Origin of the sequence: Dysosmobacter acutus (assembly GCF_018919205.1) — a bacterium.
In the GTDB taxonomy this organism is placed as follows: Bacteria; Bacillota; Clostridia; order Oscillospirales; family Oscillospiraceae; genus Oscillibacter; species Oscillibacter acutus.
The window spans coordinates 1768066-1782451 of record NZ_JAHLQN010000001.1 but is presented as its reverse complement, the minus strand read 5'-3'; the positions used below and the strand labels follow the sequence as shown (position 1 = coordinate 1782451).

Sequence of the window (14386 nt, the reverse complement as noted above, 5' to 3'; positions counted from 1 at the left end):
CACGCATTTATAAATAGAACTTTTAGAATCACAAGTTGGAGGTGAATGACTTATGGTTAAAATCAGACTGCGCAGACTGGGCGCCAAGAAGGCCCCTTTCTACAGAGTGGTTGTGGCGGATTCCCGCGCTCCCCGCAACGGCCGCTTCATCGAGGAGATCGGTACCTACAATCCCTGTGTCTCCCCCGCCGAGATCAAGATCGACGCGGAGCGCGCCAAGGCTTGGATCAAGACCGGTGCTCAGCCCACCGATACCGTCCGGGCGCTGTTGAAAAAGGCGGATGTACTTTAATCTGGAGGGCAAATCATGAAAGACTTGCTGCTCTACATCGCCAGAAACCTCGTGGATGATCCCGACGCTGTGAGCGTGACAGAAGTCCCCGGCGATCAGGAACTGACGTTGGAGCTGCGCGTCGCTCCGGAGGACATGGGCAAGGTAATCGGCCGTCAGGGCCGCATTGCCAAGGAGATTCGCACGGTTGTCCGCTCCTATGCCCAGCGCACCGGCGTGAAGGTTTCCGTTGACATTGTAGATCAATAAGCGCGGACGGCGTCCGCGGATCCCGGCAGGCATGCCGTCGCATGCCTGCCGGGGCTTTTTATGTTTTCAACCCCAATTCATAGAAACTTCATCAATCAAACATGTAACGTTCATCTTTCTCTGCTATCTTATGGTTGGATATAACACAATTTCGGCAAAGCTCCACTTTTTTCGAGGTTTTTGAAGAAAGAGGCTTTTCCCTTTCGTATTATGAATAAACCGGCAAAGGAGCAACAGCCATGAACTCTTCCAACAAATCTGTTCAGTCCAATGGAATCCAGGCTGCCTTGCAGCTTCTCTCCATCGCAGGGTTCTGTCTGTGCGTGGTCCTTGCCATCTGGGGCTGGCGGGCCAGACTGCTGACCTCTCCGGAGGCGATGGCCGCTTTTGTAGGCAAGGCCGGTGTGGCGGGTATCTTGCTGTTTGTCGCCTTTCAGATCGTCCAGGTGGTACTGCCCATCCTGCCAGGCGGCCTGGGGTGTCTTGCCGGCGTACTGCTTTTTGGAGGGCTGCACGGCTTTTTCTACAACTACATCGGCATCTGCGTCGGCTCTCTGCTGGCCTTCGCCATTGCCCGCTGCTGCGGAAGACCCCTGCTGTACCGGCTCTTTTCCCCATCCCTGATCCAGCGCTACAGCAGTTGGACGGACCGGCACTTTGCCAAGTGGTTCGCTCTGGCCATTTTCCTGCCGGTGGCTCCCGACGACTTTCTCTGCTATCTGGCAGGCACCACGCGCATGAGCTGGACCCAGTTCGCCCTCATCATCCTGCTGGGCAAGCCCGCGGCCATCGCCCTCTACAGCCTGGGTCTGGCCGCGATTTGGACCCAGGTGATCGCGTACCTCACTTGAAAGGAAGGCACTGTTATGACCATTCACCTCTACACCGGAGGCAGCCGCATCGTGGGAAGAAGCGGCGTGGGACAAGCCATCTCCCATCAGCGGGAGATGCTTCGCCTGGCCGGGCTCCAGACCACATCCACTTTCTTTTCCCCCTCCGAGGCAGTTCAACTGAACACCGTGTTCCCCGACTCTGCGGCAATGGCGGTCCTCTCCCGACTGATGGGCAAAAAAGTGGTCTATTATGGCCACTCCACCATGGAGGACTTCCGGAACTCCTTTAAGGGCTCTTCCTGGCTTGCGCCCCTTTTTAAGCGCTGGATCTGCTTTTGCTATGGGCTGGGGGATGTGGTTATCACTCCCACCGAGTACTCCGCCGCCATACTGAAAAGCTACGGCATCCGACGGCCCATCCACGCCGTCTCCAACGGCATCGACACCCGCTTCTTCGCCCCCAGTGAGCAGCGCCGCCAAGCCTTCCGCGCCCGCTGGAGCATCACCTCCCGGGAAAAAGTGGTGATCTCTGTAGGCCACTACATCCAGCGCAAGGGAATCCTGGACTTTTTGGAGCTTGCCCGGCGGATGCCGGACGTGCGGTTTTTCTGGTTCGGCTACACCAACCTGAATCTGATCCCCGCCCATGTGCGCCAGGCCATCGTCCAGGCTCCTCCCAACGTGACCTTCCCCGGCTTTGTGGACCGTGAGGGCCTGCGGGAGGCCTATTGCGGCGCCGACGCCTTTGCCTTCCTCAGCCACGAGGAAACCGAGGGGATCGTGGTGCTGGAGGCCCTGGCCTGCGGGACGCCGATCCTGCTGCGGGACATCCCCGTCTATGAGGGTTGGCTGCAAGACGGGCAGGAAGTCTATAAGGGACGGGACCTGGAGCAGTTCCAAATGCTGCTGAATGGGATGTTGGACGGCTCGCTGCCGTGTCTTGCCGCAGCCGGAAGAAAGATCGCCGAGCAGCGCAGCTATTCCGCCATCGGCGAGCGGCTGCGCTCCATCTATCTCCCCCGGCCCGCCTCTTCCCCACTTGCCAAGAAAGTCTCCTTCCGCTATAATGAAACCAATCAACGCGCATTGGAAGGAGCCACACATGAAGCTACAGTATATCAAAGTCGGACGGGTGGTCAACGCCCATGGCATACGGGGCGACCTGCGGGTACAGCCCATGGGACAGTCGCCGGACTTTCTCACGCAGTTCAGGACCCTCTACCTGGACGGGCAGCCGGTCCATCCGGAATCCTGCCGGGTACACAAAAGTCTGGTCCTTTTGAAGCTGCCCGGCATTGAGGACATGGACTCCGCCCTGGCCATGAAGGGCAAGGTGCTTTCCATCCGGCGGGAGGACGCCGCCCTGCCTGAGGGCGTCTTCTTTGACGATGAGCTTCTTGGGCTTCAGGTGGTGGACGCCGACACAGGCGACTCCCTGGGCGAGCTGAAGGAGGTTCTTCCCTACCCCGCCCACAACCTCTACCGGGTGGTGGGGCAGCGTGAGTACCTGATTCCCGCTGTCCAGGACGTGTTCATCGTATCCACGGACCTTGATGCCAATGAGATGCGGGTGCACATGATGGAGGGGTTGGCCACCGATGAGAATTGACATTCTGACGCTGTTCCCCGACTCCGTGGACGCCTATACCAAGGTCAGCATTCTGGGCCGGGCTCAGGAGCGGGGGTACATCACCATCCGTACCCATCAAATCCGGGACTATACCACCAACAAACAGATGCAGGTAGACGACTATCCCTACGGCGGCGGACGGGGGGCGGTCATGCAGGCGGATCCCCTTTACCGCTGCTGGGCCCACGTGTGCGAAGAGGTTGGGCTGCGGCCCCACACCATCTTTCTCTCCCCCTGCGGCCGCGTCTTCACCCAGCAGGTGGCCCGGGAGCTGAAGGAGAGCCACGACCACCTGATCCTGGTCTGCGGCCACTATGAGGGCGTGGATCAGCGCTTCATCGACGAGTGCGTGGACGAGGAGATTTCCATGGGGGATTTCGTGCTCACCGGCGGAGAGATACCGGCCATTGCGGTGGCTGACGCCGTGTGCCGCATGGTGCCCGGTGTGCTGCCCGACGAGGAGTGCTTTATGGAGGAGTCCCACTGGGACCACCTGTTGGAATACCCCCAGTACTCCAGACCCGAGCAGTGGCATGGGCGCCGTGTGCCGGAGGTGCTGCTCTCTGGCCATCACGGCAATGTGGCGGCCTGGCGCCGGAAAGAGAGCTACAAGCGCACCATGCTCCGTCGGCCGGACCTTTTCGCCCAGTTCGACGAGAGCAAGCTGGCCACCAAGGCAGAGCGCAAGCTCCTGCAGCAGGCCAAGGAGGAGTTCCGGCAGCAGACAGCGCAAGAGGAACAGTAAAGAGGAGCAGGCTTCGGCCTGCTCCTCTTTTTTTGCCTATGTAGGGATCAGATCACCCGGAAACCCTCTCCGTGGACCTCCGTGGAGTTCATCACAATCATAAAGGCGTCCTCGTCCAGATGCTTGACCTCCTGCTGGATCTGGTACATCTCCTTGGAGTTGCAGGCCACCATCACCACCTGCTTCTTCCCCCTCCTGTATCCGCCCCGGCCTTCAAGGATGGTGGAGCCCCGGCCGGTGCACTGGTCGATGAGGTCGCAGACCTCCTCCCCCTGCTCCGTCACAACCAACCCCACCTTTCCGGAGTTGAGACCGCCCATCACCTTATCCACCGCAGTGGCAATGAGGAAGTTGATGAGCAGGCCATAGATGATCCCGTCCACGCTGCGCAGCATCGCGCCGCCCACCAGAATGGTTGCGGCATCGGCGAAAAACGTGATGGTGCCCAACTTCATGTGGGGCTTGACCGCCTTGATGGCCATGATGACAAAATCAGACCCGCCGGTGGAGGATTTGCGCATTGCGCATGTAGATGAGCGCATAGCCGATGCCGCTGAGCACGCCGGTCACAATGGCGATCAGCATCTGCTGGCCCTGGTAGACAGGCAGCAGCGGCGCCACATAGTCGATCATCAGAGAGGAGATGATCATACAGCGGAGGGACTTCAGCATAAACGTCCGCCCGATGAGCCGGTAGCAGGCGATGGCCACTGGGATATTCAAGGCAATGGTTGTCAGGCCGATGGGCAGATTGAACAGACGGTAGAGGATCATGGCGATTCCGGAGAAACCGCTTAAGGGGAATCCGGCGTACAGCGCAAAATTATAGAGCGCCACCGCCACCAAAAAGCTGCCCGCCGTCTCGCAGGCCACATCCATTGCAACATTCTTCCAACGCATAAAAACCGCATCCTTTCCAAAAGAGATTTGAGGCAAAAAAAGACACCTGCAGATCAAAAGGTATGATCCGCAAATGCCTTTGCTCTTCCAATACTTACTATATCAGATGGGCCCTCCTTCTGTCAATCCCCATTCCTTTTCAGCCTTTTGTATAAGGGGATCAACGCCCCTTTGCGGCAGCGGCTAAACGCCCGGCGGCATTTAAAATGCCGCCGGGCGCTTGACTTTTCAGCAGAACATATCAAAGTCCATTAGGTTCCTTTCCAGTTCCTTCAGATACTCCTCCATACGCACCTTGTGACGCAGCGCCCGGGTGATCAAAAGCGTGTTGAGCAGGGACAGGCACGCGGTATAGGACGCCACATAGGAGCGGGAAACCGTCCGGCAGGTGAAAACCAGGTCCGCATACTCAAAGGCAGGCGAAAGCCCCTCGCTGGTCAGCAGAACGATGGAGACGCCGCGCTGCTTGAGCCGCCTGACCATCTCCACCACCTTTTTGGTGTACCGGGAAAAGGAAAAGGCAATCACCAGGTCCCCGGGGCGGATCATCATCATCTTGTCCACATAGTCCCCCACACCGAATTCAATGTTGGACACGTTCACATCCTGCTGGCGCAGCTTGAAGGCAAAAAAGGCGGCAAAAAAGCTGGCGCTCCGGCCGCCAAGGGTATAGACGTGTCTCGCCTGGTCCACCATGGCCAAAAAGGGCTGGATATTGGCAAGGTTCGCAGGATTTTTCAGCGTAGCTTGGATGTCGTCGATATCATAGCGCATGATCTCGCTGACCGCGTCCCCCTCTTCCATGCTGGCCGCCGTATTTTCCAAACGGTTGTTGATGGGCAGGGCGTTGTTCACATACTCCGCCGCCAGACGCTTAAAGCCGCTGAAGCCGGAAAAGCCCAGCTCATTGCAGAATTTGGAGATGGTCGTCTCGCTGGTACCGGTGAGCTGGGCGATCTGGGAGATGGTCTGGAACGGGATGTCCATATAGTGGGACACAATATAGTCCGCCACCGCCTTCTGGGCGGGAGAAAACTCCGATTGACTCTCCTGGAGCTGTCTGAGCAATTTCTGCATAGTCGTCATCCTCGGCTTATATTTTGCGCGATCTCTTCTGTTGAGCCAATTTTAGCATACTCTTTCCGTAAATTGAAGTAAAATTATATTTCTTGTATTCTTCTATAAAAAATATTTTTCTAAAATATATATTTACAAAAATATATTTTCGTGTTATTTTCAAAATAGAGCTCGGGCCACGTGGACGATCATCGTATTCGATACGCAGCACAGAAAGGAGAAAAATATGCTACCAGTTGAAAAAATTGCAAGTGGAACCATCACCAATTTTATTCTCTACCTCGCAATCATCGGCATTCTTCTCTTCGTTGCTACCGTCCTCAGACTGAAAATCAATTTTCTAAAAAAGGCATTTATCCCAGCTTCATTAATTGCCGGCATCATTGGTCTGATCCTTGGGCCCTATGTCCTGGGCCTCTTCTCAGCGGAGATGCGCAGTTCTCTTTCCGCCATGCCCACTCCCTTCATCGTCATTGTCTTTGCCTGTATGCAGCTTGGCGTCAAGCGCTCCAACCTCAAAGACGCCCTGATCCTCTCCGCCCCCTCTGTGATTCAGGGATACCTCTACAGCTTTGTCCAGGTGGGCGTCACCTGCCTGCTCACCGCCCTTTTGTTCACGCCGCTCTGGGGGACCAACTCCATTTTCGGCTGCATCGTAGAGGTCGGCTTTGAAGGCGGACACGGCACTGCCGGCGGCATGACCGAAGTCTACGCCGAATTGGGCTGGGCCGCCGGCGGAGACGTGGGGCAGACCACGGCCACCATCGGTCTGATCATTGCCATTGTAGGCGGCATCATCCTCATCAACATGGGCGTCAAGCGCAGATACACAACGGTCCTGGAGGACAGCAGCGCCCTCAACGCCGGTCAGGAAACCTTCACCGGCGGCGAAAAGAAACCCTCTACTTACACCACCATCAGCGGCAATGTGGTGGAGACTTTCGCCTTCCACGCAGCGCTGATCGGTATTGCCATTTTCATCGGCAAGGTCATCATCTATCTCTTTGACCTGGTATTCCACTACAGCCTTCCCCTGTTCCCCTTCGCCATGATCGGCGGATGGCTTCTCAACATGGTGCTCCAGCGGACTCCGCTGGCCGAACTGATGGACCGCGGCATTTTTGTGCACATCCAGAGCCTGACCATGGACTTTTTGATCGTGGCCGCCGTGGCCTCTGTCTCCATTCCCGTGATTTTGGAGAACTGGAAGCCGTTGCTGATCTCCTGCACCCTGGTCACTGCGATCATCATTTGGCTCTTTTGGTGGACCAGTCCCCGGCTCTACAAAAAGCACTGGTTTGAGTGCGCCATCACCCGCTTCGGCGTGGCCACCGGCGTGGCTGCCATCGGTCTGATGCTGCTACGCACCTGCGACCCTGAGATGAAGACCGAGGCCGGCACCGTCTACGGCCTGGGCACGCCGTTCGTCTCGCCCTTTGTGGGCGGCGGCCTCATTACCACCGCCTATCCCTATCTCATCGTGGCTATGGGCGCGCTGAAGTGCGGACTGCTCTTCGTGGGCATTTCCATCGCGCTGATCCTCCTGTGCATGCTGGTGGGCCTTTGGAACCGCAAGCCGGTCATGGAACAGCGCGGCAATCTGTAACATTATTTTTGAAGAAAGGAACGCAAATCATGGACTCTATCAAGCTGCTCTATCTCAGCGGAGACGAGGTATCCTCCCTTGGGGCCGGAGATATGAATCTGGCCCTGGCGGACGTAGAGGAGGCGCTGAAGCTTGTATACCAGGGCGACGCCATTGTGCCCGAGAAAATCGCCATGGGTTTTGGGAAATCCTTCCTGGAGGAAAGTGACAAGGGGCGCATCAACGCCATGCCCGGATTCTTAGGCGGCAAATACCAGATGGCCGGTATCAAATGGATCGGCAGCAACCCTAAGAATATGGAGAAAGGGCTGCCCCGGGCAAGCTCCATCACCATACTCAACGATCCGGACACCAAGTTCCCGGTCTGCCTGATGAACGGCAGCGAGATCAGCGCCATGCGCACAGGCGCGTCCAGCGGAGTGGCCGCCAAATACCTGGCCCGGCGGGGTGCGGATACGCTGATGCTTGTGGGTGCGGGCTATCAGAACCGCAAGCAACTGGAGGCCATCTACCGCGCCTGCCCTCAGTTAGACCACTTCTATATAGTGGATATCGTCCGGGAGAGCGCGGAGCGTTTTGCCGATGAGATGGGCAGCACCCTTGGAATCTCCATTACTCCCATTACCAAAATCGCCGACTGCGGCCGCACGCCGGATATCACCGTCAACGCCTCCAGCGCGCAGGTCCCCGTGATGGACCTGTCCGTCGCGGCCCCCGGCAGCCTCCACATCTGCGTGGGTGGTCTGGATCATCCGGACCTCTACAAAAAAGCGGACAAAATCCTCTGCGACTCCTGGAAGCAGGTGCGCCACAGGGGATCGTGCTACCTTGCCGTGGACGGCCTTGCCGGAAAGGTGCGGGATGAGGACATCTATGTCCAGGAGATCGGCGAGGTCCTCTGCGGCGATAAGGCCGGCCGGGAGAGCGACCGGGAGTTCCTCTACTACAAGCCCGTGGGCATGGGAGTCCTGGACATCGCAATTGCCAGCCGCGTCTACCGGCGGGCAAAGGAGTCGGGCATCGGAACCTGGGTCAACTATTGAGCGTTCATTTCCTGTCTCCTGCCGCTGAGGCAGGAGACAGGAAATCGCAGATTATCTGATCGAACAAGGAGGACAACATATGACCATCATGAGAGGCGGCACAGCCAGTCAGGGCACGCCCATCGGCATTTTGATGGCCGACACCGTATCTGCCCGAATACCTGGCGACGTGGGCAACGGCTTTACCTATGACTTCCCGGTGCGGTTTTACACAGTGAAGGGCGCCACAGCGGAGCGGATCAGCAAGGGAGTGGACCCGGAACTGGCAGACGCCCTCCTTGATGGGGCCCGGTTCCTGGAAGCGGAGGGATGTCAGGCCATTACCACCAGCTGCGGCTCCCTGATCGCCTTTCAGGACCAACTGGCCTCGGCGGTACAGATTCCCGTTTTCACCTCCAGCCTGCTCCAGGCCTCTTTTGCGGCCCAGATCATCCAGCCCCACAAAAAAATAGGCATCCTCACCGACAGCGCCCGGTCCCTGGACCCGCGCTACTGCACCGGCTACGGTCTCACCAAAGAGCGCATTGCCATTCAGGGCCTGGAGGATACGAAGGCCTTCTATCCCGCCTTTTACAGCGGGACGGACCGGTACGTCTATGAGGAAGTGGAGGCTGACGTGCTGTGGGCCGCCGGCAAGTTGATAAGAGAGCACCCGGACATTGGCGCCATCGTCTGCGAGGGGGCGGACCTCGCCCCCTTCTCCCCCGCCGTCAACCGTATGACCGGCCTGCCCACCTTTGACATTGTGACGCTGATCCGTCTGGTGGCCTCCGGCATCCTGCGGGGAATGACCTCTCCCTTTCAAAATCGGCTCAACGGCGGGGATACCGGCGTACCGCCTTCATGGGGCAGGCCGCCTATGGATTCTGAGGAAGCAGGGAAAGGGGGATGCGTATGACAACCATGTACGGCGGAACCGCCAGTCAGGGCGTTGTGGTGGGCATTTTGATGCAGGACCGCCAGATTCCCCGGATTCCCGGAGATGTGGGCAACGCCTTTACCTATGATTTTCCGGTGGCCTTTTATACCGTGGAGGGCTCCAACGGCTCCCGGATCATCGAACGGACCGACTACACGCTGATTGAGAAATTCATTGAGGGCGCCCGCTTTCTCCAGGCTCAGGGCTGCCGGTGCATCTCCTCAAGCTGCGGCTTTGTCATCGCCTTTCAAAAGCAGATCGCCGCGGCGGTGGACATTCCCGTCATCACCTCCGGTCTGCTCCAGGTTCCCATGGTGGCCCGGATGCTGCCCCCTAATAAAAAGGTGGGTATTCTCACCGCCAACTCCGATACCCTGGACCTCAGCCACTTCCTTGTTCCGGGAATCGATGAAAGCCGCATCGCCGTCCAGGGTATGCAGGGCACCTATTTTTACGACACCTTCCCCCGGGGCGCGGTCAGCTATGTCTACGAGGACATCCGCAGAGACATTGTGGAGGCCTCCCTGCAACTGATGCGCCAGCATCCCGACGTGGGCGCCATTGTCTGCGAGGGAACCAATTTCGCCCCCTACACCCCCGCGGTCAACCGGGCCACCGGCGTTCCCATTTTCGATGTGGCCACGCTGATCCGCTTTACCGTGTCCGGCATTCTGCGGGGGATGACGGATCCCTTTAAAAATACGCTGAGCTACCGGTAAAGGCTTCCGGCGACGCATTTTCCCGAAGACCGTTGTAAAGAGGAGGCCGGATGTCACGCATCCGGCCTCCTTGTGCCATGCTGTTAAATTTTGAGCATCCGGACTTTTAAAAGGCGGAAAGAATCACGCGTCCGGAGATGGATGTGAGCCGATTGATCGGGCAAACTACCCATGAGGTGATTTTGATGGCAAAGAAAGGAATGGCCCGGCCGGACCGGACGCACACGCAGCCCCGCAATGACGCCGCGCCTGTTCCGGAAATCCAGGGAAAGGCCAAACATGGCACAAGAGCACGCAAAGCCCATCATCGACGGCACCAGCGGCCCGCAGCTCAAGGTCTACCATGAGCTGAAAGGCGATGGTTCCGTCGGCGATGCCACCCCCTGAGCTACAGCCGCCCCGGTCACGGGGCGGTTTTCTTTTTTCCCGGCCGCTTCGGCTGTGCCCTCCCGCCTCCGCGCAACATATTCTGAAGTATGATCGGAGGTGAACGCATGTTCATGCAAGCCGTCGTAATCGAGGTACATCTGGACCACCTGTTGGTGATTGACCTTGACACACGACAAAATGTAATTGTAAATACCATCGCTTCCCGCCAGTTCCGCCCCGGCAATGTGGTTAATATCTGGTATAATGGCGTCATGACCAACAGCATCCCGCCGCAAATCAACGCCCTGCGGATTACCGCTGACCAGTCTGATGGGGTTCCACCCGCTCCTCCGGCACCCCCCTGCCCTCCCAACGGCTGTCTGCCCAATATCCGCCCGCCTTTCATATGGCCGCCGATCCTCTTTCCGCCGGCGGTGAGACCGCCCATAAGGCCCCCTGTGGGTCGGCCGCCTGTAAGACCGCCTGTGGGCCCGCCGCCGAGACCGCCTGCGGGGCGTCCCCCTGTGAGGCCGCCTATCACCCCTCCCGGCAGACCAAGATAAAACGATTGATTTTTTGCCGCTCCTTCACCGGAGCGGTTTTTCTTTCTCCTTTTGGCAGCCGGCAAAGCGTAAAAATTTTCATTGAACGAACTCGGTATACAGCTGTAAATCTGTTTGCCGTCTCAAGGTCGGCGGCATGGCGGTGTCTGTTCATTTGTGGAAGCGGCCCAAATTCCGGATGAGCCGGGTATGGAAAAAGAGAGGGCGAACTCCCTCTCTTTTCCTATATCCAGGCAGCGGCCCGATTGTTTCAGTTGTAGATATTCTTGGAGTCCACCAGGCAGGCGTGGTAGCCTTCTTTCCGCATGGCTTCCAAAATGGCCTCTTTATGCTCGTGGCCAAACGCCTCCAGTGTCACACGCAGCTCCACCTTGCTCTGGCGGTTGATGTTCACGAACTGGTTGTGGTCTAATTTGATGATATTTCCGTTCTCCCGGGCCACGATCTCCGCCACATGGAGCAGCTCGCCGGGGCGATCCGGCAGCATAACGGAGAAGGTGAACACTCTCCCGCGGCTGATCAGGCCGTGCTGTACCAGGCTGGACATGGTAATAACGTCCATATTGCCACCGGAGAGGATGGACACCACATTTTTTCCCTGGTCGTTCAGCTGCTTCAGTGCCGCCACAGACAGCAGTCCCGCGTTTTCCACCACCATCTTGTGGTTCTCCATAATGTCAAGAAACGCTTCCACCAACTCGTCGTCCTCGATGGTGAGAAACTCGTCCACGTTCTGCTGCACATAGGGGAACACCACGTCACCGGGTGTCCGCACGGCCACTCCGTCCGCAATGGTGACAGCGGAAGGGAGCGACACCACGTGACCGGCCTCCACAGATGCCTTCATGGAAGCGGCGCCCGCCGGCTCCACGCCGATGATCCGCACGTGAGGATTCAGCAATTTGGCCAGGGTCGAGACCCCCGCCGCCAGTCCTCCGCCGCCGACAGGCACCAGGATGACGTCCACGTCCGGAAGGGACTGAAAAATCTCGTAGGCAATGGTGCCCTGTCCGCAGGCGATATCCAGATCGTTGAAGGGCGGAATATAGGTCATGCCGTTTTTCTCCGCCAACTTCACCGCATAATCCGCCGCATCATCAAACACCGCGCCGTGGAGAATCACCTCCGCGCCGTACTCCTTGGTGTGGTTGACCTTCATCAGCGGCGTGGTGGTGGGCATAACCACAGTGGCCTTCACCCCGGCCACTTTGGCCGCATAAGCCACGCCCTGCGCGTGATTGCCCGCAGAGGCGGTAATCAGCCCATGGCCCTTTTGCTCTTCCGTCAGCTTGGTGGTCTTATAATAGGCTCCGCGAATCTTGTAGGCGCCGGTGACCTGCATGTTTTCCGGCTTTAAGTAGACCTGATTGCCGCAAAGCTGGGAAAAATACCGGCTGTAAACCAGGTTTGTCTGGGAGATGACGCCCTGCAGCACGCCGCGGGCCTCTTTGAATTGATCCAGTGTAAGCATGCGATACGATCCTCTTTATCTGTTTTTTTGAATGTTCCGCCTTTCTGACACAGGGACATTTGGATTTATATCATAGCAAATTCGCGGGCTGCGGTCAATGGCGGATATTCGTTTATTCCACGATTATTTCAGGTCAAAGGATAAAAATCCCCCCTTTGCCCTCTTTTTTTACCCACCCTCCTAAAAGAGCGGTGGAAAATTTGTAATTATTCATTTTTTGAGAAAACATGCAGGAATGGACAAAACCGCGAAGCGCAACCGATAGTTGACGCCCGGGTGGTAGCTTTTTATCCCCTATTTTGTTACAATGGCAGGGCAAAGGAGGTACGCTTATGACATTGGGCGAACACATCCAACAGCTGCGTAAGGCGCAGGGCCTTTCACAGGAGGGCCTTGGTGCGGCGCTGGGCGTCAGCCGCCAGGCCGTTTCCAAATGGGAGACCGGTCAGACCTTGCCGGACACCGCCAATCTTCTGGCCATGGCCGAATTGTTTGGCGTCTCCGCCGATGAACTGGCCATTCAAAAAGAAGCCGCTGAGGCGCCCGCGCCGGAAACCCCTGCACCCGAGCGCGGCCCGCTCTCTTTTTTCCTCATACCCATCGCCGTTGCCCTCATGGTGATTGTGGGGATGTCCCTCTGGTTTATCCTGATGCCCGAGTCCTCCGGCACGATGCCCAACTCGTCTGTGCCGCCGCCCTCCTCCGAGGCGGCCGGTGAGGCTCTCAGTGACTTCACCCTCTGCTGGAACGCGGGCGGCGATCCGGAGCGCCTGTCCCTTGGTGAGCAGGAGGATTGCTTCCCCTTTGGCACCTCTTTGGAGCTCACCGCCCGGGAGTGGGTCTACGGAAGCGACTGGGGCGTGGATTTCCACGACGTCACCTGCGGCGCCCTCTACCTGACCTATTGTGACGCGGACGACGGCTCGGGGCAGGTGATCTCCAGAATAAAGACCATCGGCGCGGGATACGAGACATCCCGGGGCATCGGCGTGGGCAGTCCCAAGGCGGATCTGCTCCGGGCCTATGGGGACAAGCTGGTCTACTGCATAAAGGAGCACGGCTCCGACATCCTGGTGCGCCACGACTGCTATTACGCCTTTCAGACCACGGATGCCCCTACCTACAGCATCGTCTTCTACATGCAGGACGGCCATGTGGCCGGTCTGCGACTGGAGAACATGTTCGACCTCGGCATGGACGCCTATGCCCCGGACAATGTCTCCCGCTTCCCGGTGGTGGATGGAGAGCCGGACTTTTCCCAGCGGACCGAACCGGAGCGGGAGGAGATCGACGCGACCCGGGCTGTATACATCGCCTTTCAAACCCTGACCACCGACGCCAACCTCTCCGGTGAGGAGCAGTACCAGTGCCGCCGCACCATTTTTGAAAATCTCCGCTATCTGGACTGGCCGGCCTATGGACAGTTGGGGGAGGCCGGTCAGGAAATCGCCGCCTGCGAAAAACTGACCTACTGGCTGGAAACTGTGGGCGATCTCAGCAAGGATGAGATTTTGGGTCTCCAGATGGGCGTCCAGTCCAATCTGGATGGGTTTTACTCGGAGAACTACTCCAGAGTGCTGGCCAACGCCTTCTTCCTCTACCCCATCCAATTTGCCCAGCTGTTGGCGGACAACGAAAACTCCATGGAGGATTCAAGACACGTGGTATCCCTCACAGCCTACGGCTCCGACCTCTATCCCGAGCAGGAGGCCGCGGCCGTTGAGAAGCTGCGCCGTTACGGCCTCAGCGGACGGGAAGGGGCCTGGGCGGACTTCCTCATCGCCTACATGGAGGCCCCCATAGGCACGGGTTATGAACTGCCTCTGCCGGAAGGTGTCTATTGACTGTATTGGAAGGGCGGCAAAGGAGTTTTTTCTTCCAGTTGCCATACCTCTCCCCTGCTGCGGCTGGTCCATGCCGCTGTCCGCGCCGATATCAAACCGGGCCCCGCCAGGAAAAGGCGGAGCCCG

Annotated in this window: 14 protein-coding genes and 1 pseudogene; 11 read left to right on the top strand and 4 right to left on the bottom strand. The window is 58.0% G+C overall.

Annotated elements, in window-relative coordinates; translation table 11 throughout:
- The first annotated feature begins 52 nt into the window (after positions 1-52).
- From rpsP to trmD, 6 genes and pseudogenes are all read left to right on the top strand, one after another.
- Positions 53-292: a 30S ribosomal protein S16 gene (gene rpsP / locus KQI82_RS08595; protein WP_187331881.1), complete on the top strand. Its 240-nt coding sequence runs from the start codon at positions 53-55 to the stop codon at positions 290-292.
- 15 nt (positions 293-307) lie between these two features.
- Positions 308-541, top strand: coding sequence for a KH domain-containing protein (locus KQI82_RS08590; protein WP_216632379.1), 234 nt, complete (start codon positions 308-310; stop codon positions 539-541).
- Between the two features lie 239 nt (positions 542-780).
- The gene (locus KQI82_RS08585; protein ID WP_216632378.1) at positions 781-1392 is read left to right on the top strand and encodes a TVP38/TMEM64 family protein; all 612 of its coding nucleotides are present in this window, start codon (positions 781-783) and stop codon (positions 1390-1392) included.
- Positions 1393-1407: 15 nt separating this feature from the next.
- Positions 1408-2265: pseudogene (locus KQI82_RS15670) on the top strand (glycosyltransferase); the annotation flags it as partial.
- Between the two features lie 19 nt (positions 2266-2284).
- The gene (gene rimM / locus KQI82_RS15900) at positions 2285-2983 is read left to right on the top strand and encodes a ribosome maturation factor RimM (protein ID WP_338148967.1); all 699 of its coding nucleotides are present in this window, start codon (positions 2285-2287) and stop codon (positions 2981-2983) included.
- Entirely contained in the window at positions 2973-3749 is a 777-nt protein-coding gene (gene trmD / locus KQI82_RS08570; RefSeq protein ID WP_216632376.1) for a tRNA (guanosine(37)-N1)-methyltransferase TrmD, read from the top strand. The genes rimM and trmD overlap by 11 nt, the downstream gene beginning before the upstream one ends.
- A gap of 47 nt (positions 3750-3796) precedes the next feature.
- Here trmD and KQI82_RS15895 read toward each other — a convergent pair whose 3' ends face one another.
- From KQI82_RS15895 to KQI82_RS08560, 3 genes are all read right to left on the bottom strand, one after another.
- Complete coding sequence (locus tag KQI82_RS15895) at positions 3797-4270, bottom strand: YitT family protein (RefSeq protein ID WP_338148966.1); 474 nt, start codon at positions 4268-4270, stop codon at positions 3797-3799.
- Positions 4242-4649 carry a YitT family protein gene (locus KQI82_RS15890; RefSeq protein WP_338148965.1) on the bottom strand — a complete coding sequence of 136 codons (408 nt, stop codon included), beginning with the start codon at positions 4647-4649 and terminating at the stop codon, positions 4242-4244. Before KQI82_RS15890 ends, KQI82_RS15895 begins: the two co-directional genes overlap by 29 nt.
- A gap of 228 nt (positions 4650-4877) precedes the next feature.
- The gene (locus KQI82_RS08560) at positions 4878-5726 is read right to left on the bottom strand and encodes a MurR/RpiR family transcriptional regulator (protein ID WP_216632375.1); all 849 of its coding nucleotides are present in this window, start codon (positions 5724-5726) and stop codon (positions 4878-4880) included.
- A 226-nt stretch (positions 5727-5952) separates the two neighbouring features.
- Between KQI82_RS08560 and KQI82_RS08555 the strand changes: the two genes are divergently transcribed.
- The 4 genes from KQI82_RS08555 (at position 5953) to KQI82_RS08540 (ending at position 10013) form a co-directional block, all read left to right on the top strand.
- On the top strand, positions 5953-7332 hold the full coding sequence (locus KQI82_RS08555; protein ID WP_216632374.1) for a sodium/glutamate symporter: 1380 nt from the start codon (positions 5953-5955) through the stop codon (positions 7330-7332).
- Between the two features lie 29 nt (positions 7333-7361).
- Complete coding sequence (locus KQI82_RS08550) at positions 7362-8375, top strand: hypothetical protein (RefSeq protein WP_216632373.1); 1014 nt, start codon at positions 7362-7364, stop codon at positions 8373-8375.
- 79 nt (positions 8376-8454) lie between these two features.
- Positions 8455-9273, top strand: coding sequence for an aspartate/glutamate racemase family protein (locus KQI82_RS08545; protein ID WP_216632372.1), 819 nt, complete (start codon positions 8455-8457; stop codon positions 9271-9273).
- The gene (locus KQI82_RS08540; protein ID WP_216632371.1) at positions 9270-10013 is read left to right on the top strand and encodes an aspartate/glutamate racemase family protein; all 744 of its coding nucleotides are present in this window, start codon (positions 9270-9272) and stop codon (positions 10011-10013) included. Before KQI82_RS08545 ends, KQI82_RS08540 begins: the two co-directional genes overlap by 4 nt.
- A gap of 1182 nt (positions 10014-11195) precedes the next feature.
- Here the strand turns inward: KQI82_RS08540 and ilvA are convergent.
- Positions 11196-12416 carry a threonine ammonia-lyase gene (gene ilvA / locus KQI82_RS08530; protein WP_216632370.1) on the bottom strand — a complete coding sequence of 407 codons (1221 nt, stop codon included), beginning with the start codon at positions 12414-12416 and terminating at the stop codon, positions 11196-11198.
- Positions 12417-12748: 332 nt separating this feature from the next.
- Here ilvA and KQI82_RS08525 point away from each other — a divergent pair, with 332 nt between their 5' ends.
- The gene (locus tag KQI82_RS08525) at positions 12749-14260 is read left to right on the top strand and encodes a helix-turn-helix domain-containing protein (RefSeq protein ID WP_216632369.1); all 1512 of its coding nucleotides are present in this window, start codon (positions 12749-12751) and stop codon (positions 14258-14260) included.
- The last annotated feature ends 126 nt before the right edge of the window (positions 14261-14386 follow it).